Origin of the sequence: Aquabacter spiritensis (assembly GCF_004346185.1) — a bacterium.
In the GTDB taxonomy this organism is placed as follows: domain Bacteria; phylum Pseudomonadota; class Alphaproteobacteria; order Rhizobiales; family Xanthobacteraceae; genus Aquabacter; species Aquabacter spiritensis.
Map to the genome: position 1 here is coordinate 35,288 of NZ_SMAI01000009.1, position 23,012 is coordinate 58,299.

A 23,012-nucleotide genomic window follows, 5' to 3' on the forward strand; every position below is an offset into this window, starting at 1 on the left:
GTCAGGCCGCTCCGGGACGCGCGAATTCCTGCGCCCGCAGGTCGCGCGCCAGGGCGTCGAGCACGGCATTCACCATCCCGGTCTCGTCCCGCTCGAGGAAGGCGCCCGCGACATTGACATATTCGGCGATCACCACCCGCGCCGGCACGTCGGGCCGCCCGAGCAGTTCGTAGGCCCCCGCGCGCAGGCTGGCGCGGAGCACGGTCTCGACCCGCTTCAGCGGCCAGCCGTCCGACAGCGCCAGGTCGACCATCGGATCGATGCGCCGCTGCTCGCGCAGGACGCCTTCCACGATGTCGCGGAACAGCCGCCGGTCGGCCTCGGGATATTGCGTGCCTTCGACCTCCTGGCCGAGCCAATGGGTCTCGAACTGAGCCAGGATCTCGTTGAGGGGCGTCGCGGCGACATCCATCTGGTAGAGCGCCTGCACGGCAGCGAGCCGCGCGGCGCTCTTCTTGAGGGGTTTGGGAGCGTCGGTCACGGCATCACCCGCCGTTTGAGCCGCAGCAGCGCGAGCGCCGCCTCGGCCGCCCCGCCGCCTTTGTCGCCCTCGCCGGTGCGCGCGCGCTCGAAGGCCTGCGCCTCGGTATCGACCGTCAGGATGCCATTGCCGAGCGGCACGCCGTTCGCGAGCGCGACATCCATGAGGCCGCGCGCGGATTCCCCGGCGACGATCTCGAAATGATAGGTCTCGCCGCGGATCACGCAGCCGAGTGCCACCACGGCCTCGAACGGCCGGCCTTCGAGTTCGGCTCCCTCGAGCGCGATCTGCGCCGCCACCGGCACTTCCAGCGCGCCGGGGACGGTGACGATCTCGATCTCCGCGCCCGCCGCATCGAGCACGGTGCGCGCGCCCGAGAGCAATTCGTCCGCCAGAGCCTCGTAATAGCGGCCCTCGACGATCAGCACGCGGGCGCCGGTTACCGGCTCCGCTTCTCCGCCCGCGCGGTCGCTGCGCGTGGTCACCATGGCCATGTCTCCCGAATTCCCGCGAGGCGTACTAGCCCCGGGGGAACTCTGCAAGCCGCGCGGCATAGCGCGCCATCAGGTCGACCTCGAGATTGACCCGGTCGCCCGCCCCGACTTCGCCCCAGGTGGTGACCGCGAGGGTGTGCGGGATCAAGAGGCAGGAGAAGCGCGTGCCGTCGACCTCGTTGACGGTGAGCGAAGTTCCATCCAGGCAAACCGACCCCTTCGCCGCGACGAAGCGCGCCAGAGCGGGCGGCGCATCGAACACGAACCGGCTGGTTTCGCCGAGATCCTCGCGTGCGACGACCGGGATCGCCCCGTCGACATGACCCGTGACGAGATGACCACCCAGCTCGGCGCCGATGCCCAATGCCCGTTCGAGATTGAGGCGCCGCCCCTCGGTCCAGACCGCAGCCGTCGTGACCGCCAGTGTCTCGGGGGCGGCGTCGACCGAAAACAACGTGCCGAGGGGGCCGCCGCTGCGCACCGCGGTCACGGTGAGGCAGACGCCGGAGCAGGCGATCGAGGCGCCGAGCGCGATGGTCGCGGCGTCGTAGCTGCTGGCGATGGTCAGGGTCCGCACCTCGTTGTGCGCGGCGATGCCGACGATCCGGCCGATATCCGAGACGATGCCCGTGAACATTTTCCTGTCCTCTCAGCGGCGCCAGAGGCGCAGCAGGCTGTCCTCGCCATAGCCGGTCTGCTCGACCTGCGCGAATCCCACGGGGGCGGTGAGCCGGGTCAAGGCGCGCCCGGCCAGCGCATCGACGGCGTCCGCGCCGAGCACCACCGGGCTCGAAAAGACCGCCACCTCGTCCACCAATTCCGCCTCCAGGAGCGCGGCGGCGAGCTGCGGGCCGCCCTCGACCATCAGGCGGGTGAGGCCGAGCAGGCCGAGGAGTTTCATCGTCGACGCCAGATCGAGCCGTCCGCCGGCGGCGCGCGGCGCCCGCAGCACCTCGATGCCGAGATCGACCAGAGCCCGCTCGCGGTCCAGCGGCGCGTCCTCCGCTCCGACCACCCAGACCGGCACCTCGGCGGCGGTGCGCGCCAGGCGCGATGTCGCGGGCAGGCGCAGGTCACCGTCGAGGACGATCCGCACCGGCGAGCGTCCTTCGAGACCGGGAAGGCGAACATTGAGCATCGGATCGTCGGCCAAAGCGGTGCCGATCCCCACCAGGATCGCATCGGCCTGGGCACGCATCAGGTGGACCCGCTTGCGCGCCGCTTCCCCGGTGATCGCGGCCGGAGCGGGACCGGACCGCCCGGCCTTTCCGTCGGCGGATACGGCCATCTTCAGAAGAACGTGCGGCCGTGCGGCGGTGACCCGGCGGATATGGCCGGCATGGTCGACGCGCGCCTGTTCCGCCCCGACCCCGACCGTGACCCAGATCCCCGCCGCCCGCAGGCGGGCGACGCCCCGCCCCCGCACCCGATGGTCGGGATCCTCGATCGCGGCGACGACGCGGCGCACGCCCGCAGCGATGACGGCATCGGCGCATGGCGGCGTGCGGCCGTGATGCGAACAGGGTTCGAGCGTGACGTAGAGCGTCGCCCCGCGCGCCGCCGCACCGGCCTGCGCGAGCGCCACCGGCTCGGCATGCGGCCGGCCGGCCGGTGCCGTGACTGCCTCGCCGACGATGCGCGGGCCGGCGGGATCATGCACCACGACGACGGCGCCGACGGACGGATTGGGCCAGGTGCGGCCGAGGCCGCCCTGCCCCACCGCCAGAGCCAGCGCCATGAGGCGTTCGTCGTCCTGGGGCGTGGCGACGGCCGGCGACAGGGCGGACACGGTCACTCCGCGCGGCGCGGCCCGTCGCCGCCGGCCGGCTTGGGCTCCGCCGGACGCCCGGCGGCCAGTTCATCGAGCACGCTTTCGAAATCCTTGGCCTCGCGGAAATTGCGATAGACCGAGGCGAACCGGACATAAGCGACGTCGTCGATCTTCTTCAATTCCCGCATCACCATCTCGCCGATGAATTCGGTGGGAATGTCGGTGTCGATCTTCTCGAGGTTGCGCACCACACGCGAGGTCAGCGCATCCACCGTGTCCGGCTCCGCCACGCGCTTGCGCAGCGCGATGTGCACCGAGCGGGCGAGCTTCTCGCGGTCGAATCGCTCGCGCCGGCCGGAGCGCTTCACCACCGTCAGTTCGCGCAATTGCACGCGCTCGAAGGTCGTGAAGCGGCCATTGCAGTTCGGGCACACCCGCCGGCGGCGGATGGCCGTGTCTTCCTCGGTGGGGCGGCTGTCCCTGACCTGAGTGTCCTCGTGCCCGCAATAAGGACAGCGCATGCTTGTCGCCCCTCCGGCGCCCCGCTCAGCCGTAGATGGGGAAGCGATCGAGAAGGCCCGCAACCTTCTCCCGGACCGCCTGCTCGACCAGACTATCTTCCTCGACGCCCTTTTGCGAGAGCACGCCGAGCACCTCGGCGATCATGTCGCCGACCTGCTGGAATTCCTTCACCCCGAAACCGCGCGTGGTACAGGCGGGCGTGCCGAGCCGGATGCCCGAGGTCACTGCCGGCTTCGCCGGATCGAACGGGATGCCGTTCTTGTTGGTGGTGATGTGGGCGCGGCCGAGGGCGATCTCGGACACCTTGCCGGTCAGGCTCTTCGGCCGCAGGTCGACCAGCATGAGATGGGTGTCGGTGCCGCCCGAGACGATGGCGAAGCCGTGGCCGCGCAGCGTCTCGGCGAGCGCCCGCGCATTCTCCACCACATTCTTCGCATAGAGCTTGAAGCCCGGCTGCAGCGCCTCGCCGAACGCCACCGCCTTGGCGGCGATGACATGCATCAGCGGCCCGCCCTGGATGCCGGGGAAGATCGCCGAATTGAACTTCTTGGCGAGGTCCTCGTCATTGGTCAGGATCATGCCGCCGCGCGGCCCGCGCAGGGTCTTGTGCGTGGTCGTGGTCGCGACATGGGCGTGCGGGAACGGGCTCGGATGCACGCCGCCGGCCACCAGCCCGGCGAAATGCGCCATGTCCACCATCAGCTTGGCGCCGACGCTGTCGGCGATCTGCCGCATCCGCGCGAAATCGATGACACGCGGATAGGCCGAGCCGCCGGCGACGATGACCTTCGGCTTGTGCTGGTCGGCGAGCTGGGCGATCTCCTCGTAATCCATGCGCTGGTCGTCTTCGCGCACGCCATAGGCGACCGCCTTGAACCATTTGCCGGACATGTTCACCGGCGAACCGTGGGTGAGATGCCCGCCCGCCGCCAGATTCAGCCCGAGAAAGGTGTCGCCCGGCTGCATCAGCGCATAGAACACCGCCTGATTGGCCTGGCTGCCGGAATTCGGCTGCACATTGGCGAAGCCGCAATTAAACAGCTTCTTGGCGCGCTCGATGGCGAGCGTCTCGGCGACATCGACGAACTGGCAGCCGCCATAATAGCGCCGGCCCGGATAGCCTTCGGCATATTTGTTGGTGAGGACCGAACCCTGGGCTTCGAGCACCGCGCGCGAAACGATGTTCTCCGAGGCGATCAGTTCGATCTCGTCGCGCTGGCGACCGAGCTCGGCCTGAATGGCGGCGGCGATTTCGCCGTCCGTCTCGCTGAGCGGGGCGGAGAAGAAGCGGGCGTGGTCCTCGCTGACGGAGGAGCGGGTCGCATCGTGCGATGCCATGGACGGTCTCCGAAGGTTCCGGCCGCGGCCCCTCGGGCGGCGCGGCCGCGTGCCGCTTAACACAGGGTGGCAGGCGTGTCCAAAGCAACGGGCTTTCGCCGCGGCATGGCTGGGCTGCGGCTTCCGGAGGTCTCGGCGCGCGCGCCCGCCGCGGCGGCCTGCCGGCTCACCTCAGATTGAAGTTCACCGGCACGGTGAAGGTGATGACGCCACCCGGCACTTCCGGCGGCGGGGCCGGCACCGGCGACGCCCGGCGGATCATCTGCATGACTTCCTCGTCGAGCATCGCCGAGCCCGCCGAGCCGACCAAGGTCGCCCCGACGACGCGGCCCGAGCGGTCGATGGAAAAGCGCAGGCGCGCGGTGCCCTCGTGGCGGGCCGAGCGGGCCTCTGCCGGATAGCGCTTGTGCCGGTTGATATGGGCGATGAGCTGGCTGCGCCAGGTGGCGGGGGCGGTCGAGTTCGAGCTGGTCGCGCCGGCGCTCGGCGCCGCGGTGGCGTTCGACCGCGGGGCCTCCGACCGCGGCGCGGCGCTGGTGACGGGCGCCGGTGGCTTGCGGCTGGCCTTCGGCTTGGGCTTCGGCTTCTCCACCGGCAGCGGCGGCGGCGGCTCCTTCACCGTCTCGACCGGACGCGGCGGCGGCAGCAAAGCCTCGGCGAGCGGCGGCGGCGGCGGCAAATCGGGCAGTTCGAGCAGCGGCTCGACGATCGGCTCGGGCGGCGGCGTCGCCTCCTCGATGTCCTCGGGCAGATCGGGCAGCGGCTCCGGCGCCTGCATCATCTGCGGGCCGGGGGCGACGTCCTCCACCTCGGACGGCGCGGACACCGGCACCGGGGCGAGGTCGATCATCATCGCCGCGGCCGCCGGCGCCGGCTCGGCGGCGGGGCGCATGTGGAGCGCGAAATAGACCGCGCCGACATGGACCGCGAGGATCACCGCCCCGGCCGCGAGATAGCGCGTGAGGATGCCGCCATCCCCCTTGGGGGACGGCTCGTTCTGCCAAGGAACCGCCGTCACCTCGCGGCTCCGGCGGGAGCGGCGGCGGGCGGCGGGGCCGCGGCAGCGCCGCCCGCGGGCGGGGTTCCGTTCGGGGCGGGCGCGGCGCCGGCCGACGTGCCTTCCAGGCCGACCAGAGCGACCTTCAGATAGCCGGCATTGCGCAGGAGATTCATCACCTCCATCACATCGCCATAGCTCACCGCCTTGTCGGCCCGCACGAAGATGCGTTGCTGGCGGTCATTGTTCGACGCGGCGTCGAGCACCCGGGCGATGCCGTCGCGCGGCACCGGATCGTTGCCCAGCGCCAGTTCGAGCTGGGTGTTGACGGTCAGGAAGATGGGCTTGTCCGGTCGCTGCTGCTGCTGCGCGGTGGAGGTCGGAAGGTCCACCTGAATGTCCACCGTGGCGAGCGGCGCCGCCACCATGAAAATGATGAGCAGAACCAGCATCACGTCGATGAACGGCGTGACGTTGATCTCGTGATTCTCCGCGAGGTCGTCCCCGCCATGGTCGAGCTTGGCGGCCATGCGTCACTCCGCCGCCGGGCGCAGGCGCGCCACGATGCCCGCCTGGTTGCGGTCGAGATCGCGCGAGAGATGGCGCATCGCCTCGGCGGATGCGTCGGCGAGCGAGGCTTTGTAATTGGCGATGGCGCGGGCGAACACGTTGTAGATGATCACCGCCGGGATCGCGGCGACAAGGCCGATGGCGGTGGCGAGCAAGGCCTCCGCGATGCCGGGCGCGACCACGGCGAGATTGGTCGTCTGGGCCTTCGAGATCCCGATGAAGCTGTTCATGATGCCCCAGACGGTGCCGAACAGGCCGACAAAGGGTGCCGTCGCGCCGATCGTCGCGAGCAGGCCGGTGCCGATCACCATGCGCCGCGCGGCCGCCGCCTCGATGCGATTCAAAGACACCGCCACGCGCTCCTTGATGCCCTCGGCCGGCAGGGACCGCGAGGCCTCGACTTCGGCCAGAGTGGCGCGCACCAGCGCGGCGGCAGCGCCACCCCGCTTCTGCAATTCATTGGCGATCGCCACGAGGCCGCTGCCCTGCCGCAGCAGCTTGAGCGTGCGGCGCACCGCCCGGTTGGCAGCCCAAAGTTCGAGCGTCTTCACCAGCCAGACCGTCCAGGTCACCACCGAGGCGAAGGCGAGGCCGATCATGACCGCCTTCACCACCAGATCGGCGGCCATGAACATGCCCCAGGGGGACAGATTGTGCGGCAGCGTCGCATTGGCGGCCGGCGGCAGCGCATCCGGCAACGGCGCGTCGGTGGGAAGGCCCGAGCCGTCGGGCGCGGCGACCGGTGTTCCGCCATCGGGACCGGCGACCGGCGGCGCGGCGGCGGGGGTCCCGGGCGCAACGGTCCCGGGCGCGGGGCCTGGTGCCGCAGGTTGCGCGCTCGGCGAAGGCTGTGTGGCGACCGGGGCGGCTGCCGGCACAGAACGCGGCGCATTCGGGGCGACGGCGGCGCCGTTCGGCGACGGCGCGGCCAGTGGCGCAGCGGTGGGCGGCGATGCGGCGGGAGCGGATACAGCGGGAGGCGCGGCCGGTCGAGTCGCCGGAGCGGCGGCACTCGGCGCCGCCGGCGTGCCGGCCGGCTGCTGAGCGAAGGCCATGCCCGCCGCGACCCCGAGGACCAGACACAGCACGATTGGATAAAGCGCGACCCGACCGGCCCGGCCGGGCGGCGCCACACTGCGCATCGAGAGCATGGGCATGGATTCGCGTATCGTCATCGCGCAGTCACCGGCGTCAGAAATATGGAGGCTGGCTTGGCTGGCGATCCGCGGCGCGGAATGGCTTGCTGGTCCTTTTATAGCGCCGGACGGCCCGGATGTGTAAGTGTTTTTGCACTGCACGGGCCAACGCGCGCCCGTGACGCAGCGACGGCGCGGCTTTGGACGGCCATTCTGATCGACCAGATGCGCCGCTCCATACAGCGCTGCCGCGCTGGATCGAGGCTGGGACGGATGAGAGCTGGGACACCAAGGCCGGGACGAAGGGCCCCGGGTGCGGCGCGCGGTGCGCATGCGCCCCTGACCCGTCTATCCGGCTGGCTGTTCTCCTACCTCCTTGTGGTCAACCTGATCCTCGGCGGCTTGTCCGCCGGGGCGATGGCAGGGGCTGCCGCCACCGGGATCGCGGACGCCGCGGGACTCTGCAGCCTTCATCTCGATGACGGCCCCGACCAGGGCGGCGAGGCGCCGGCGGGACATCCACCCCATTGCCTGCTCTGCCCGCTGGGTGGCGCCACTCCGCTTCTCCCGGAGCCGGTGCACGCCGATGCGCCCCGCGCCGCCTGCGTCCCCGCCGCACCGCAGCCCTGCCTCCAGATCGATCCGCCCGCCCCGCCGCGCCACGAGAGCGCCCGGCCCCGCGCCCCGCCTGTTCCCGCCTGACCGCCATCGCCGCTGCTCCCGCAGCATTTCAGGTCAGCTTCGTCCCCGAGGGACGAACGAATGCGGGTCCTTCTCATGTCGATCGTTTCCCCCGCGCCGCTCCGGCGCGCTTTTCTGCGTGCGCTTCTCGCCACCACCGCCATCGGCCTTCCCGGGCTCGCCTCGGCGCAGGACGCGAGCTTCGATCTTCCCACCGTCACGGTCCAGGCCGGACAAGGCGGCAGCCTCACGGTGCTCTCGGCGCAGCAGGCGCGGGAGACCATCAACCTCACGCCCGGCGGCGTCGAAATCGTGACCGAGCAGGCCTGGCAGGACACGCCGGCCACCACCATCAAGGACATGCTCGATTACGTGCCCGGCGTGTTCGCCCAGCCGAAATGGGGCGAGGACACGCGGCTCTCGATCCGCGGCTCGGGGATCTCCCGCAACGCCCATATGCGCGGCATCCTGCTCTACCAGGACGGCATTCCGCTCTCGGCGGCGGACGGCGGCGGCGATTTCCAGGAACTCGATCCGACCGCGTATCAATATGTCGAGGTGTTCAAGGGCGCCAACGGCTATCAATACGGTGCCAATGCGCTCGGCGGCGCGATCAATTTCGTCTCGCCCACCGGGCGCTCCAATCCCGGCATCGGCGGCCGGCTCGACGGCGGAAGCTTCGGCTTCGGGCGCATTCAGGCGAATGCCGGCGGCGTCAACGGCGCGTTCGACGGCTACGTCACGGGCTCCTATCTCACCCTCGACGGATACCGCCAGCATTCCGCCGGCACCAATGCGCGCGGCAGCGCAAATTTCGGCTGGCAACCCACCGACACGCTGGAGACCCGCTTCTATTTCAACGCCACCGACGTGCAGCAGGAAATCCCCGGCGCGGTGTCGAAGACCGTGGCGCTGAACTCGCCGCAGAGCGCCAACCCCACCAACATCGCGCTCGACTATCAGCGCAACATCCAGTCGGTGCGGGTCGCCAACAAGACCACCTTCCTCCTCTCGGACACGACCAAGGTCGATGCCGGCCTGTTCTATACCGACAAGTCCCTGGTCCACCCGATCTTCCAGGTTCTGGACTACGGCTATGAGGAATATGGCGCGTTCGGACGGATCGTCGACGAGCGAACCATCGGCGGCTTCGACAACCGCCTCGTGGTCGGCGTCAATTACGGCACCGGGACGGTGGATGCCCAGCGTTATACCAATGTGAACGGCAATGCCGCGCGGCTGGTCTATCTCTCGACCGACGAGGCCACCACCACCACGGTCTATGCCGAGGACAATTTCTACGTCCTGCCGGACCTCGCTCTGGTCGGCGCGTTCCAGTATCTCAACGCCAGCCGCGGCCGCATCGCCTATCTCGGCACCGTGTCCGGCGGCAACGACTACCAGCTCTTCCTGCCCAAAGGCGGCTTCGTCTGGGAGATCGGCCCCGACGCCCAGTTCTACGGCAACGTCTCGCGCTCCGGCGAGGTGCCCACCTTCTCGGAATTGACCAATTTCGCGGTCGGCGACATCGCCAATCTCGAGGCGCAGACCGCGACCACGGTCGAGTTCGGCTCGCGCGGCACCAGCCCGACCTTCAACTGGGACGTCTCGCTCTATCGGTCCTGGGTGCAGAACGAGCTGCAATGCCAGGATACCGGCGTCCTCATGGGCCTCACCTGCACCGTCGTGAACCTCTCCGACACGATCCACCAGGGCCTCGAAGTCGGCGCCAATTGGTCCCTGTTCCAGGGACTGTTCACGCAGGGCGCGGCGTTCGACAGCGTCTGGCTGAACCTCGCTTACACCTATTCCGATTTCTTCTTCGACAATGATCCGGTCTGGGGCGACAACCAGCTGCCCGGAATTCCCCGCCATTACATCCGCGCGGAGCTGCTCTACAAGCATCCGGCCGGATTCTTTGCCGGACCGAACGTCGAATGGGTGCCGACCGCCTATTACGTCGACGATGCCAACACCCTGAACACGTCGCCTTACGCGCTGCTGAACTTCAAGGCCGGCTACGAGCCGCCCGGCGGGCGCTTTTTCTTCTATGTCGACGCGCGCAATTTGTTCAACGTGAACTATATTGCGAGCGTCAACGTCACCGCCCTCGCCGCGCCCAACCAGGCGCTGTTCGAGCCCGGCAACGGGCGGGCGGTCTATGTCGGAACGAAGGTCTCGTTCTGAGCCGATGCGGCGACGACGGCGGCATCCCCTTGGCCGGCTCCGCCTTGTGGACCGGGCCGGGGGCGGTGCCGCCCGGCCCGGCGACGGGCGGATCGATCGCCGCAAAGTGATCGCGCCCGCCCGAAGGGGCGATCGGCGGGATTGACGCCGGCGCCCCTCTCCCGTAACGGCTCTGCCTCCTCTCATTCTGGCAGTCACCCCCGCGAATGGCCCACATCGCGCTTGAAGCCGCGCCGCACGCGCACAAGGATGCGCCGCGCATCTCCTTCGTTTCCCTCGGCTGCCCCAAGGCGCTGGTGGACAGCGAACGGATCGTCACGCGGCTGCGGGCGGAAGGCTATGAACTGACGCGCAGCCATGACGGGGCCGATCTCGTCATCGTCAATACCTGCGGCTTCCTCGACAGCGCCAAGGCGGAGAGCCTTTCGGCGATCGGCGATGCATTGGCCGAGAACGGCAAGGTGGTGGTGACGGGCTGCATGGGCGCCGAGCCGGAGCAGATCCGCGCGGTGCATCCCGGCGTGCTCGCCGTCACCGGCCCGCAGCAATATGAGAGCGTTCTCGCAGCGGTGCACGCTGCGGTGCCGCCCCGCCACGACCCGTTCCTCGATCTGGTGCCCGAGCAGGGCATCAAGCTCACCCCGCGCCATTACGCCTATCTGAAGATTTCCGAGGGCTGCAACAATCGCTGCACCTTCTGCATCATCCCCAAGCTGCGCGGCGACCTCGTCAGCCGGCCGCTCGGCGAAGTCATGCGCGAAGCCGAACGGCTGGTGAAGGCCGGGGTCAAGGAATTGCTCGTCATTTCCCAGGACACCTCGGCCTATGGCGTGGACATCAAATATGCCCCGAGCCTGTGGCGCGAGAAGGAGCGGCAGGCGCGCTTCTACGACCTCGCGGAGGCGCTGGGCGAACTCGGCGCCTGGGTGCGCCTGCACTATGTCTACCCCTATCCCCATGTCGACCGGGTGATGGAGCTGATGGCGGCGGGCACGGTGCTGCCCTATCTCGACATCCCGTTCCAGCACGCCAATCCGGACGTGCTGCGGCGGATGCGGCGGCCGGCCTCCCAGGAAAAGACGCTGGCGCGCGTCCAGGCCTGGCGCGCGGCGGTGCCGGATCTCACGCTGCGCTCGACCTTCATCGTCGGCTTCCCCGGCGAGACCGAAGCGGAATTCGAGGATCTGCTGGGCTTCCTTTCGGAGGCCGAACTCGACCGGGTCGGCTGCTTCAAGTTCGAGCCGGTGGCGGGCGCGCCGGCCAACGACATCGCCCCGCCGGTGCCGGAGGAGGTCAAGGCGGAGCGCTACGACCGGCTCATGCGCCTGCAGCAGACGGTGTCCGCGCGCCGCCTGAAGCGCAAGGTCGGGACGCGTCAGCAGGTGATCATCGACAGCGTCACGCCGGCCGGCGCCTTCGGCCGCACCAAAGGCGATGCGCCGGAGATCGACGGGCGGGTGCGCGTCGCCTCGCGCCGGCCGCTTCGGGTCGGCGAGATCGCGACCGTCAAGATCGAGGCGGCCGACGCCTATGATCTGGTCGGCACCGCGGTCGGATTTTAGCGCCCGCTCCGATCCGCGACGCCCACGGCGGACCCGCCTCAGGCTGAGGGTTCCGCGCCCCGCGGAGCGCCGACCTGCGGGTGGCGCGCCATCAAACGCGCGTCCCCACGAAAAAGGCGGCCCGCAGGCCGCCTTGGATAATACGGGACAGACCCGGGAGGGAGGATCAGCCCTCGTCTTCGTCGGAATGCTCGGGCGGCACGAGGCCCTGGAGCCCGGCGAGCAATTCCTCTTCGGTCATGCGGTCGAGCACGATGTCCGAATCGTCGGCGGAGCCGCCTTCGCTCGATGCGATCATCGGCACGGCCTCGGGCTCAGGCTCGTCGACCTCGGTGTATTTCTGCAGCGAGTGGATGAGATCTTCCTTGAGATCCTCCGGGATCACCGTCTCGTCGGCGATCTCGCGCAGCGCGACGACAGGATTCTTGTCGTTGTCGCGGTCGATGGTGATCGGCGATCCGGCGGAAATCATGCGGGCACGGTGGCCGGCGAGAAGGACCAGCTCGAACCGGTTCTCGACCTTGTCGATGCAGTCCTCAACGGTGACACGGGCCATGGACTCGGCACTCCCTTGCAAGGGCGGTAAGGGGCGAAGATTTAGGAAGCCGACCTTATTACCTGAAATTTTTTGTCCCGACAAGCCCCATTTCTGACTTTTCTCTTGCGGTTCCCTTGGGAACATAGGAGAAAGGCGCGCCGGGGGCGGCAGATTAAAATTCTTCCAGTGTGAAGAGCAATCAGTTGCGGGCGTGTAGATGATCACCAATGAAAAGATTGCCCTCCTCATCGATGGCGCCAACCTCTACTCGGCGACGAAGGCACTCGGCTTCGACATCGATTATAAGAGACTGCTCAAAGAATTCCAGTCTCGAGGATATTTGTTGCGGGCCTTCTATTATACGACGTTGATCGAAGATCAAGAGTACTCTTCAATTCGCCCGCTTCTGGATTGGCTCGATTATAACGGCTATTCCGTCGTCACGAAGATGGCGCGGGAATTTACCGATTCCCAGGGCCGGCGCCGCGTGCGCGGCAATATGGACATCGAGATCGCGGTCGACGCCATGGAGCTCGCAGGCCATGTCGACCATATCGTGCTGTTCTCCGGCGACGGCGATTTCCGCTGCCTCGTGGAGGCGCTGCAGCGCCGGGGCATGCGGGTGAGCGTGGTCTCGACCATCACCACCCAGCCGCCTTTGATCGCCGACGATTTGCGCCGGCAGGCGGACGTCTTCATCGATCTCGTCGAGCTTCAGCCGAAGATCGGCCGCGACCCCTCCGAGCGGCAGGGCCGCATGCAGGAGACGCCGCGCTTCCTGGAACGGCGCCCCACCACCGATCCCGGCGAGGCCTGAGCGGTCGCGATGGCGGCGTGCGAACCGGGGCGCGACTGCCCCCTTTGTCCCCGCCTCGCCGCGTTCCGCGCGCAATGGCGCGCGGCCGAGCCGACCTGGTTCAACGCGCCGGTGCCCGGCTTCGGGCCTTCCGGGGCGCGCTTGCTCGTGGTCGGCCTCGCCCCGGGAGTGCGGGGCGCGAACCGCACGGGCCGCCCCTTCACCGGCGATTATGCCGGGCAGCTCCTCTATGCGACGCTGGCCGAATTCGGGTTCTCGAGCGGGACGTTCGACGCCCGGCCCGATGACGGCCTCGCCCTGCACGACGCCCGCATCGTCAATGCGGTGCGCTGTGTGCCGCCGGAGAACAAGCCGACGCCGCAGGAGATCCGCACCTGCCGCGGCTTCCTCGCCGCCGAAATCGCCGCGATGCCGAATCTCACGGCGATCGTGACGCTCGGCAAGATCGCCCATGATTCAACGGTCGCTGCGCTCGGCGCGCGGCCGGCCCACGTTCCGTTCGGCCATGGCCGGCGGGCCGAGATCGCCGGGCGGGCGCTGTTTTCGAGCTATCATTGCTCGCGCTACAACACCAATACCGGCGTCCTCACCCCCGACATGTTCCGCGGCGTGTTTGCGGCGGTGCGCGCTTATCTCGGGTAACGCCGAATGAAGCCGAGGACGTCGGCAGCGTTCGTGTGGGGCGGAAACACCGGGTAGAAGACGTGCCCGATCGCGCCGTCCTCGATGATCAGGGTCAGCCGCTTCAGCAAGACCATGCCGTCCACCCGGAACGTCGGGAGATTGATGGTCGAGGCGAAGTCGAGGGTATGGTCCGAGAGGAGCGGATACGGCAAATCCAGCCGTTCGGCCACTTCGCGCTGGTACGCCGTCGGCTGCGTCGACAGGCCGAACACATGCGACACGCCGTGCGCCAGCAGGTCCGCATGGGCGTCCCGGAAGGCGCAGGATTGCGGGGTGCAGCCGCGCGCGCCGGGAATGGCATCCCAGCCGTCGGGGTTGGGCACGTTCGGTTCGCCCGTTCGGGGATAGCAGAACACCACGACCCGGCCCGACAGGGAGGATAGATCGACCGTGCGGCCATGGGTGCCCGGAAGGCGGGTGATGGGAAGCTCGAGACCGGGAAGATGTCGCGCCCCACCGTCGTCCTCGGGGACGGGCAGATCGTCGGGAAGCTGCGTCCAATCGTTCACGGTGTTCAAATCCCTGGAAATTACGCCCGACCCTCACTCTGCCGACAAGCGGGCGGCTGCGCAATGCGCCCTCTCACCCGATCTCCAGAACGATATTGCCCATCACCTTGCCGCCTTCGATCAAATCATGGGCCTCGGCAATATCGGCAAGCGGCATGCGGCGCGCGATGGTGTGGGTGAGCACGCCGTCCTCCAGAAGCTGGGTGATCTCGGCGAGGCCGGCGGCGCGATCGGCGGGCGTGAGCTCGTAGATGAAAAGGAAGAGCAAGCGGGTGTTGTTCGTCATCAGCGCGAGGCTGGGCAGCGTGCTCTCGTTCGCCGACATGCCGTAGACGGCGCAGGTGGCGTGCGGCTTCAGGATTCTAGGATAGTACGCGACGTTGCGGGTGAGATCCATTTCCACCACGGAGTCCACGCCTTCGGGGGCGAGAGCCCGCACACGGTCGCCCACATCCTCGACGCGATAATTGATCACCGCGTCCGCGCCCGCCGCCAGAGCGTGGGCGGCCTTCGCATCGCTGCTCACCGTGGTCAGCACCCGCGCGCCCCGCAGCTTGGCGAGCTGGATGGCATAATGGCCCACCGAGCCGGCGCCGCCGGCGACGAGCACCGTCTCCCCCGGCTTCGGGTCCGCCGCGCGGATCGCCTGGAGGGCGGTGAAGACCGGAATGCCGAGGCAGGCACCCACGTCGAAATCCACCCCCTCCGGAAGCTTGACCGCCTGGGCGGAGGGCAAGGCGATATAGTCGGCGGCCGTGCCGAAGGCGCGCTTCCACTGGCCGTTCCAGATCCAGACCCGCTCGCCGAGGCGCGCCGGGGAAACACCGGGGCCGATCGCGTCGATCACCCCGGCGCCGTCGCTGTGGGGAATCACCAGATCGGCGGGCATGGGCCGGAACCCGCCTTTGCGCGCCTTCCAGTCGGAGGGGTTGGCGCCGCTGACCGAGAGATGCACGCGGACCTCTCCCGGTCCGGGGCGCGGCGTCGGCTGCTCCCCGACCTTCAGCACCTCTCGGGCCGGTCCCTGGCTGGTATAGAAAGCGGCGCGCATGATCCCGTCCCCCCGTCGAAGCCGGCGCATCATTCACGCGCGCCCGCCCCGCGGCAAGGCGGACCGCATGCGGCTGTGGCGCCGCACCGCCGCATCGGTTCGGTCGGGCGGTCCAGCGCCAGCGGCCTTCGGCCCCGCTCGTGCGTCAGCCCCGTTCGCGCATCAGCCGCGCCTTGTCGCGGCCCCAGTCGCGCTCCTTGACGGCCTCGCGCTTGTCGTGGGCCTTGCGGCCTTTGGCGAGGGCGAGCTCCACCTTGGCGCGGCCCTGCTCGTTGAAATAAATCTTGAGCGCCACCACGGTCATGCCGTCGCGTTCCACCGCATGGGCCAGCTTGGTGATCTGCCGCTTGTGCAGCAGCAGCTTCCGCGGCCGGCGCGTCTCGTGGTTGAAGCGGTTGGCCTCCAGATATTCCGGGATGAAGGCGTTGTAGAGCCACATCTCGCCGGCCTTGGCGGCGGCATAGCTCTCGCCCACCGTCGCCTTGCCGCTGCGCAGGCTCTTGACCTCGGTGCCGGTCAGCGTGATCCCCGCTTCGAAGACCTCGCCGATCTCATAGTCGAACCGCGCCCGCCGATTGTCGGCGACCACCTTGCGCGGCAATTCCTTCTTCTTCTTTTCGCTCATCTCTCACCTGCGGGGCGCGCGGCCCCGCGCGTCCTCAATTGATCAGTCCGGCATGAACCATGGCGTGCCGCACCACGGCGCGGGTGGTTTCGGACACCGGCACCATGGGAAGGCGCACATCCTCGGCGATCTTGCCGAGGCATGCGAGGGCGAACTTCGCCGGCGCAGGATTGGTTTCCAGGAACAAGGCGGTGTGGAGCGGCATCAGCGTGTCCTGGATCGCCAGCGCCTTGGCATAGTCGCCGGCGAGGCAGGCGGTCTGGAACTCCGAACACAGGCGCGGCGCCACGTTGGCGGTCACCGAAATGCAGCCGTGCCCGCCATGCGCCATGAAGCCGAGCGCGGTTGCGTCCTCGCCCGACATCTGGATGAAGTCCGGCCCCAGCGTCTGACGCTGCAGGGAGACCCGCGCGAGATTGGCGGTCGCGTCCTTCACGCCGACGATGTGTTCGAGCTCGAACAGCCGCGACATGGTCTCGACCGACATGTCGATCACCGAACGGCTGGGGATGTTGTAGATGATGATCGGCAGGTCCATCGCGTCATTGACCGCCTTGAAGTGCTGGAACAGCCCCTCCTGGGTCGGCTTGTTGTAATAGGGCGTCACGATCAGAACCGCATCGGCGCCGACCTGCGCGGCGTGGCGCGCGAAATCGACCGCCTCGGACGTGCTGTTGGAACCGGCGCCGGCGATCACCGGCACCCGCCCCTTGGCTTGATCGACGCACCATTCCACCACCTGGCGGTGCTCGGCATGGCTCAGGGTCGGGCTTTCCCCGGTGGTGCCGACGGGCACCAGGCCGTGCGTGCCCTCTGCGATCTGCCATTCCACGAGGCCCCGAAAGGCTTTCTCGTCCAGCGCCCCGTCCCGAAACGGGGTGACGAGGGCGGTGAAGGAGCCGCGGAAGCGCTCCAGGGACGAGGGGGTGGACATGGCCTGTGCCTTGTTCTGATTGGCGATGCGCCGCGGGCGCGGAGCCCTGCGGACCGCATCAGATAAACTGTTGCGGGCACGCGGGGAAGAGCGCACCGTCCAAAGATGGCGGGGGCGGCCCTGCTTTCGCCCGGTTTGTTGGTCACGAACAGGCCTGCATGTCGTTGCGGCAATCGACCGCGTTCGCGGTGGCAGGCGCCCGATCGGAGGCGCAGGGCGCGAGATCAGTCGTGCGTCGCGCTGCGTCAGATGAACCGTCTCCGGCGAAAGTCCGTGTCTTTTTACGACGCTTAGGGTTTCGTCAATCGAGGTGGCGGAGAAATAGCAGCGAACCAGCTTCCACTGGCGAGGACATACGAATGCTGCGGACCCCCAGTCTTGTCTCCCGAGCCGTTCTCGCGCTGGCGCTCGCCTGCGCGGTTCCGGCTTCGGCGGCGCCCGATCCCAAGGACGGCAAGACCAGCACCGCATCCAAAAGCCCCGCCGCCAAGCCGAGTGCCGCCCCGAAGCCGGCCACGAAGCCCACCGCCAAATCCACCGCCGCGAGCGCATCCAAGACCGCCCCCAAAACCCCGCCCAAGCCGGCGCCCAAGGGGACATCGGTCGCCAGCTCGATCCCGGCCGCGGCCCCCGCCCCGGTCGTCACGGGCGAACTCTCGACGCTGCGCAGCGCGGTCAGCCTCGCCAAGGGCGGCAAAGGCCGGGAGGCGCTCGCCGCCGCGCAGGGCCTGAGCGACCCGGTCGCGCGCCATCTCGTCACCTGGCTGGCGATCCGCCACGCGCCGAACGATCTCGGCTTCGACGCCATCAACGCTTTCATGCAGGACAAACCCTATTGGCCGACGCCCGCGACCCTGCGGCGCAAGGCCGAGGCGGTGCTGTTCGTCGAGAAGCCCTCCCCCGCCGTTGTCCGCACCTTCTTCGGCGAGCAGGCCCCCCTGTCCGGTCCGGGGAAGATCGTGCTCGCCCGTGCCCTCGTGGCGAACGGCGACACCCAGACCGCCGGAGCGCTGGTGCGCGACGCATGGCGCACCGACGATCTGTCCGAGAGCTCCGAGCAGACCGTGCTCGCCGAATTCGGCCCGATGCTGTCGCGCGCCGACCACAAGGCGCGTGCGGACCGTTTCAGCTACAATCCCGACACCGAGCGCGCGATGCGCGCCGCCGCCCGGGCCGGCTCCGACGTGGTCGCCCTGACCAAAGCGCGCCTCGCGATCGCCCGCCGCGAATCGAACGGCGCGAGCCTGCTCTCCCAGGTGCCGATGACGCTGGCGGGCGACCCTGCCTATCTGTTCGCCAAAGCCCAACTCGCGCGCCGCGCCGACCAGCCCCAGGAGGCCGCCAAGGCGCTGCTCGCGGCGCCGAACAGCGCCGCGGCGCAGGTCGACACCGACCAATGGTGGATCGAGCGGCGCCTCGTCGCCCGCGAGCTTCTGGATGCCGGCGATGCGCGGACCGCGTATCGCGTGGCAGCGGCGGCGGCGACCCCCGAGGCCGACAATTACCGCGCCGAATCCCAGTTCACCGCCGGCTGGATCGCCCTGCGCTTCCTGAAGGACCCGCGGACCGCGGCGACCCACTTCTCGCGGATCGCCGAGGGGCAGACCAATCCGATCACGCTCTCGCGCGCCGCCTATTGGCAGGCGCGGGCCTCCGAGGCCATGGGCGATACCGGCACCGCGCGGGCGCTCTACGAAGCCGCCGGCCGCCATTCCGTGACCTATTACGGCCAGCTCGCCCGGATCCGCCTCGGTTTGCCGCCGGTCGCGCTGCGCCGCACGCCGGACTCCTCGGCCGCCCGCGCCAATTTCGAGCGCATGGAGCCGGTCCGCGCGATCAAGCTGCTCTATGCCATCGGCGACCGCGACACCCCGATGACGATCTATTACGACCTCGCCTGGCGGCTGCGGGACAGCGGGCAGCTCGCTCTGCTCGCGCAGCTCGCGGAAGCCCATTCCGACGCGCGCGGCGCGCTCGTCGTGGGCAAAGAGAGCGTCTATGAGGGCCATCCGCTCGACGCCGCCGCGTTCCCCACCTTCGGCCTGCCGTCTTATTCCCCGATCGGGACGCCGGTGGACAAGGCGATGATCTATGCCATCGCCCGCCAGGAGAGCCAGTTCAACCCGCGCACTTTGTCCAGCGCGAAGGCGATGGGCCTCATGCAGGTGACGCCGGCGGCCGGTCGTCAGGTCGCGAAGGTCACCGGGGCGACCTATAACGAGGCGCGCCTGATGAACGACCAAAGTTACAATGTCCAGTTCGGCGCGGCCGAACTCGGCGAGTTGGTCGATGCCTATGACGGCAATCCGATCCTGATCTTCGCGGCCTACAATGCCGGGCGCGGCAGCGTGCGCAAATGGTTCGAGCGCTATGGCGACCCGCGCGACAAGGACGTCGATCCGATCGATTGGGTCGAATCCATCCCGTTCTCGGAGACCCGCAACTACGTCCAGCGTGTGTTCGAGAATTACAATGTCTATCAGGTGCGCTTCGGCATCAGCCAGCCGGTCGCCTCGGCCACCCGCTGAGGCTCACGGGCCCTCGGCCTCCGGGCGCCAGGTTTCCAGGACCTCGGCGCAGGGCGCGACCTCGATTTGGCTCCCGAAGCGCGACCGGAACAGGGTGACGAGAAAATCGTGCCCCTGGTCCGACGAGGAACAGATCCCGTCGGCCACCACGATGACGCGAAGGCCGAGATCGACCGCCGCCATCACGCTGGCGAGCACGCACATGTCGGTCTCCGCCCCGGTCACGATCAGGCAGGTTGCGCGCAGGCGGGTCAGCGCCGGCAGGAGATCCGGCGCGGTGAAGGCCGAATAGCCCGGCTTGTCGAGCGTCACGGCCGGCGGCGTCAGGGCCGCCAGCTCGGGCATCAGCCCGATCAAAGCCGGATCCAGTTCCGCGCGCGTCGCGGCGCGCCAGCGCTCGTAATAGATCCGCCACATGCCCGGCCGGTCCTCGGGGCGATGGGGCGGCACGAAGCGGGTGAACAGCGTGCGCGCGGGATGACGCTCCGCGATGCGGCGGGCGACCGGCAGGACCCGCGGCATCCACGGCGTCGGCCACGGCCCCGCCTCCGAGAACAGACGCTGCATGTCGATGCACAGATGCACCGCCGCGCCCGGCGCGCCGTGGATCAGGCCGGTTCCCATCACGCGTTCCTCCTGCGTCTGTGTGGCGCGGAACGCCGAGGCCTGACGCCGCGTTCCCAACGTCTCCCGCCGGTTTGCGGCCCCAAGCCCGCCGGCGGACCGGGAACGCCCTTCAATTTCGGCAATCGGCAGTCTAGAAAGCGCGCACCGTGGCGCCGCCCGGATGCCCCGACCAAGAGCCACCAGATGACAGATCAGCGCCGCGACCGGGCGGCCGCACCCGCCCCGGGCTTTGCGGAATTCGTCACCATCGTCGCGCTGATGATGGGCCTCACGGCCTTCTCGATCGACAATCTCCTGCCCGCTTTCGCCCCGATCCGCAGCGACTTCTCGGTCACGGAAGCGAACGACCTGCAGCTCCTCGTGACCGCCTATATGGTCGGCTTCGGCGTGATGCAGATCGTGTTCGGCACGATTTCGGACGTGGTCGGCCGCAAGGCGGCGCTGATGGCCGGGCTCGCCATCTATGCGGTGGGCTGCGTCCTCGCCATGACCGCGGACAGCTTCACGACGCTTCTGGTGGCGCGCGCGATCCAGGGGCTCGGCTCGGCCGCCGCCCGCGTCCTATCGGTCGCGATCGTGCGCGACCGCTTCCAAGGCCGCGAGATGGCCCGCGTCATGTCGTTCATCATGATGGTGTTCCTGGTGATCCCGGTGATCGCGCCGAGCATCGGCGGCGGCATCCTGCTGCTCGGCGAATGGCACCTGATCTTCGGGTCGATGTTCGTCCTGTGCCTGATCCTGGCGGTCTGGTTCGGCCTGCGCATGCCCGAGACGCTGCGGCCGGAGGACCGCGTTCCCCTGTCCGCGCGCACCATCCTGGCGGGCATGCGGCGGACGGTCTCCAACCGGCGCACCTTCGGCTATTCCACCGCGATCGGCCTGATGATGGGCAGCCTGATGGCCTATATCGCCGTCTCGCAGCAGACCTTCGAGACCGAGATCTACGATCTCGGCGGCTATTTCCCCCTCGCCTTCGCTGCGATTGCCGGGGTGATGTCGCTCGCCTCCTTCATCAATGCCAAGCTTGTGCGCCGCGTCGGCATGCGCCGCCTGTCGCATGTCGGGGTCTGCGGCTTCACATTGCTCGGCCTCGCCCAGGTGGTCGCGGCGCTGGGCTACGCGGGTCCCCCGCCGCTGCTGCTGTATTGCGCCCTTCTCGCTTTGTCGCAGGCGCTGTTCGCGCTGACCGTGCCGAACTTCAATTCGATCGCCATGGAGCCGATGGGGTCGATCGCCGGCACCGCCTCTTCCTTCATCGGCTGCTACACCACCCTCGTCGGCGCCGCGCTCGGCGCTCTGGTCGGACGGGCGTTCGACGGCACCGTCCTGCCGCTCGGGCTCGGCTATTTCCTGCTCGGCGCCGCGGCGATCGTGCTGGTGATGTGGGCCGAGGGCGGGCGTCTGTTCGGCGCGGGCGGCGACACCGCCGCGGCCCGCTGAGCTTTGCTGCCGGATCGGCTCGATCCGATCCGAAGCCTCAGAGATTGAGTTCCTTGACGCAGGCCGCGATCACCTTCGACAGCCGCATTCCCGCCGCGCCGTCCTCGGTGGTCTGGCGCAGCGTGCAGGCATCCAGATTTTGGAATACCGCCTGATTGCGCATCGATTTTCCGGTGAATGCCTCGAGCGTAGCGCGGCGATCCTGGACCACCAGAAGCTGGTATTTGAGCAGCGCACCGGCGCGGTCCTGCGCCGGAAGAATTGGTTCGGCCTGGGCGGCGGACGTCATCACGCCGGCACCGACGAGCGCCAGAATCAGCGAACGCACGGGAACTCTCCTTCGACGAAACGCAGATCACGACGAAGCGCCGATTCGGCGAAAAATCAAGGCGGCGGGATGCCACGATCCGCCAAACCCGGCGCCCGCTCGGCATGGTTTGAAAACCCGCCGCGCCGCTTGCCGCACCCGCGCGCCGCGGCCTATATGTCGAACACGTGTTTGAAACGATCGTATCTGCACGTTATCCGGCCCGTGGGGATCCACCTCTCGGCGCCGCACCAGACAATGGATTCGGGAGAAAGCCCAATGCTCGTGCTGTACCATGCGCACCATTCCACATGCAGCCAGAAGGTCCGCTTGGTGCTGCATGAGAAGGGCCTGCCGTTCGAGGCGATCCAGCTCAATCTCGGCCTGAAGGACCAGCTCAAGCCGGACTATCTCGCGCTCAATCCCAACGGGGTCGTGCCGACCTTGGTGGATGACGGCGTGCCGATCATCGAATCGAGCGTGATCTGCGAATATCTCGACGAGAAATTCCCGCAAAACCCGCTGGTGCCGAGCGACCTCGTGACCCGCGCCCGGATGCGCGCCTGGATGCATTATATCGAAGAGGTCCCGGTCGGGGCGATCCGGGTGCCCTCCTTCAACCGCGCCTTCCTCTACCGGTATGACGGTCTCGACCAGCAGCGCTGGGAAGAGGAGCAGATGAACGTGCGCAAGGTGCGCAAGGAATTGTTCCAGCGCATGGGATCGCCCAAGGGATTTGCGCAGGACGAGGTCGACCGCTCGCTCGGCGAACTCACCGAAACCTGCCGCCGGATGGATGAAGCGCTCGCCAAAGAGGGGCCTTGGCTGGTCGGCGCGCAGTTCACGCTGGCCGACGTGCTGGTCATGCCGACCATCGACCGGATGGCGGATCTCGGCCTTGCGCACATCTGGGAGAGCAAATACCCGCGCGTCGCGGAGTGGTACGCCCGGCTGCAGGAAAAACCGTCTTTCCAGGCGACCTATTATCCCGGCTCGCGGGTCTCCGATTTCCTCGAATTCCGCCCGCTCTACGCGGAACGGGACTGAAAACGGCGCCCCGGCCGGCCCGTCGCGGCGCCGGCCGGGGCGAACCGCCGTCACCGATCTGCCGTCACCGAGCCACCGTCATCCGTTCCGCAGCGACGCCCGCGCCGCTATGCTGCCGGCGGGTGACGAGGTCCTCATGGCCCGCTTCCGGTCACGGCTCCCGCGT

General features: G+C 68.5%; 23 protein-coding genes. 7 read left to right on the plus strand and 16 right to left on the minus strand.

Annotation, left to right across the window (positions count from 1 at the left end; all coding sequences use genetic code 11):
* Position 1: 1 nt before the first annotated feature.
* The 9 genes from nusB to exbB all read right to left on the minus strand — a co-directional run bounded on the left by nusB (position 2) and on the right by exbB (position 7,330).
* Positions 2-481, minus strand: coding sequence for a transcription antitermination factor NusB (gene nusB, locus EDC64_RS14290; protein ID WP_245504710.1), 480 nt, complete (start codon positions 479-481; stop codon positions 2-4).
* Complete coding sequence (gene ribH, locus EDC64_RS14295; protein ID WP_132032497.1) at positions 478-969, minus strand: 6,7-dimethyl-8-ribityllumazine synthase; 492 nt, start codon at positions 967-969, stop codon at positions 478-480. The genes nusB and ribH overlap by 4 nt, the downstream gene beginning before the upstream one ends.
* Before the next feature lie 31 nt (positions 970-1,000).
* Positions 1,001-1,612, minus strand: a complete 612-nt coding sequence (locus EDC64_RS14300) for a riboflavin synthase (RefSeq protein ID WP_132032499.1) — start codon at positions 1,610-1,612, stop codon at positions 1,001-1,003.
* Between the two features lie 12 nt (positions 1,613-1,624).
* Positions 1,625-2,770 carry a bifunctional diaminohydroxyphosphoribosylaminopyrimidine deaminase/5-amino-6-(5-phosphoribosylamino)uracil reductase RibD gene (gene ribD / locus EDC64_RS14305; RefSeq protein ID WP_132032501.1) on the minus strand — a complete coding sequence of 382 codons (1,146 nt, stop codon included), beginning with the start codon at positions 2,768-2,770 and terminating at the stop codon, positions 1,625-1,627.
* Positions 2,767-3,267, minus strand: a complete 501-nt coding sequence (gene nrdR / locus EDC64_RS14310) for a transcriptional regulator NrdR (RefSeq protein ID WP_132032503.1) — start codon at positions 3,265-3,267, stop codon at positions 2,767-2,769. Before nrdR ends, ribD begins: the two co-directional genes overlap by 4 nt.
* Positions 3,268-3,292: 25 nt before the next feature.
* On the minus strand, positions 3,293-4,606 hold the full coding sequence (glyA, locus tag EDC64_RS14315) for a serine hydroxymethyltransferase (RefSeq protein WP_132032505.1): 1,314 nt from the start codon (positions 4,604-4,606) through the stop codon (positions 3,293-3,295).
* Between the two features lie 166 nt (positions 4,607-4,772).
* Complete coding sequence (locus EDC64_RS14320) at positions 4,773-5,624, minus strand: energy transducer TonB (protein WP_245504711.1); 852 nt, start codon at positions 5,622-5,624, stop codon at positions 4,773-4,775.
* A complete protein-coding gene (gene exbD / locus EDC64_RS14325; RefSeq protein ID WP_132032507.1) occupies positions 5,621-6,133 on the minus strand; it encodes a TonB system transport protein ExbD in 513 nt (170 codons plus the stop codon). The genes EDC64_RS14320 and exbD overlap by 4 nt, the downstream gene beginning before the upstream one ends.
* Positions 6,134-6,136: 3 nt before the next feature.
* On the minus strand, positions 6,137-7,330 hold the full coding sequence (exbB, locus tag EDC64_RS14330) for a tonB-system energizer ExbB (RefSeq protein WP_245504712.1): 1,194 nt from the start codon (positions 7,328-7,330) through the stop codon (positions 6,137-6,139).
* 741 nt (positions 7,331-8,071) lie between these two features.
* On the opposite strand from exbB, the gene EDC64_RS14335 reads away from it, so the two are divergent.
* Positions 8,072-10,177 (plus strand): TonB-dependent receptor family protein, encoded by a 2,106-nt coding sequence (locus tag EDC64_RS14335; RefSeq protein ID WP_245504713.1) that lies wholly within the window; start codon positions 8,072-8,074, stop codon positions 10,175-10,177.
* A 206-nt stretch (positions 10,178-10,383) separates the two neighbouring features.
* Positions 10,384-11,739, plus strand: coding sequence for a 30S ribosomal protein S12 methylthiotransferase RimO (rimO, locus tag EDC64_RS14340; RefSeq protein ID WP_132032509.1), 1,356 nt, complete (start codon positions 10,384-10,386; stop codon positions 11,737-11,739).
* A 166-nt stretch (positions 11,740-11,905) separates the two neighbouring features.
* Here rimO and rpoZ read toward each other — a convergent pair whose 3' ends face one another.
* Positions 11,906-12,295, minus strand: coding sequence for a DNA-directed RNA polymerase subunit omega (gene rpoZ, locus EDC64_RS14345; protein ID WP_132032511.1), 390 nt, complete (start codon positions 12,293-12,295; stop codon positions 11,906-11,908).
* 199 nt (positions 12,296-12,494) lie between these two features.
* Here rpoZ and EDC64_RS14350 point away from each other — a divergent pair, with 199 nt between their 5' ends.
* Entirely contained in the window at positions 12,495-13,094 is a 600-nt protein-coding gene (locus EDC64_RS14350) for a LabA-like NYN domain-containing protein (RefSeq protein ID WP_132032512.1), read from the plus strand.
* 9 nt (positions 13,095-13,103) lie between these two features.
* Complete coding sequence (locus tag EDC64_RS14355; protein WP_132032514.1) at positions 13,104-13,736, plus strand: uracil-DNA glycosylase; 633 nt, start codon at positions 13,104-13,106, stop codon at positions 13,734-13,736.
* On the opposite strand, the gene EDC64_RS14360 is transcribed toward EDC64_RS14355, so the two are convergent.
* From EDC64_RS14360 to dapA, 4 genes are all read right to left on the minus strand, one after another.
* Positions 13,724-14,287: a peroxiredoxin gene (locus EDC64_RS14360; RefSeq protein ID WP_207916088.1), complete on the minus strand. Its 564-nt coding sequence runs from the start codon at positions 14,285-14,287 to the stop codon at positions 13,724-13,726. The genes EDC64_RS14355 and EDC64_RS14360 overlap by 13 nt on opposite strands.
* 73 nt (positions 14,288-14,360) lie before the next feature.
* Complete coding sequence (locus EDC64_RS14365; protein WP_132032518.1) at positions 14,361-15,338, minus strand: NADPH:quinone reductase; 978 nt, start codon at positions 15,336-15,338, stop codon at positions 14,361-14,363.
* Between the two features lie 145 nt (positions 15,339-15,483).
* Complete coding sequence (gene smpB, locus EDC64_RS14370; RefSeq protein WP_132032520.1) at positions 15,484-15,963, minus strand: SsrA-binding protein SmpB; 480 nt, start codon at positions 15,961-15,963, stop codon at positions 15,484-15,486.
* Between the two features lie 34 nt (positions 15,964-15,997).
* Positions 15,998-16,897, minus strand: a complete 900-nt coding sequence (gene dapA / locus EDC64_RS14375) for a 4-hydroxy-tetrahydrodipicolinate synthase (protein WP_132032522.1) — start codon at positions 16,895-16,897, stop codon at positions 15,998-16,000.
* Between the two features lie 359 nt (positions 16,898-17,256).
* On the opposite strand from dapA, the gene EDC64_RS14380 reads away from it, so the two are divergent.
* Entirely contained in the window at positions 17,257-19,425 is a 2,169-nt protein-coding gene (locus EDC64_RS14380) for a lytic transglycosylase domain-containing protein (RefSeq protein WP_132032524.1), read from the plus strand.
* A 3-nt stretch (positions 19,426-19,428) separates the two neighbouring features.
* Here the strand turns inward: EDC64_RS14380 and EDC64_RS14385 are convergent, their stop codons facing one another.
* A complete protein-coding gene (locus EDC64_RS14385; RefSeq protein WP_132032817.1) occupies positions 19,429-20,049 on the minus strand; it encodes a cysteine hydrolase family protein in 621 nt (206 codons plus the stop codon).
* Between the two features lie 186 nt (positions 20,050-20,235).
* Here EDC64_RS14385 and EDC64_RS14390 point away from each other — a divergent pair, with 186 nt between their 5' ends.
* On the plus strand, positions 20,236-21,492 hold the full coding sequence (locus tag EDC64_RS14390) for a multidrug effflux MFS transporter (RefSeq protein ID WP_132032526.1): 1,257 nt from the start codon (positions 20,236-20,238) through the stop codon (positions 21,490-21,492).
* A 37-nt stretch (positions 21,493-21,529) separates the two neighbouring features.
* Here the strand turns inward: EDC64_RS14390 and EDC64_RS14395 are convergent, their stop codons facing one another.
* Positions 21,530-21,820, minus strand: coding sequence for a hypothetical protein (locus tag EDC64_RS14395; protein WP_132032528.1), 291 nt, complete (start codon positions 21,818-21,820; stop codon positions 21,530-21,532).
* A 258-nt stretch (positions 21,821-22,078) separates the two neighbouring features.
* On the opposite strand from EDC64_RS14395, the gene EDC64_RS14400 reads away from it, so the two are divergent.
* Positions 22,079-22,846: a glutathione S-transferase family protein gene (locus EDC64_RS14400; RefSeq protein WP_165933776.1), complete on the plus strand. Its 768-nt coding sequence runs from the start codon at positions 22,079-22,081 to the stop codon at positions 22,844-22,846.
* Positions 22,847-23,012: the final 166 nt, after the last annotated feature.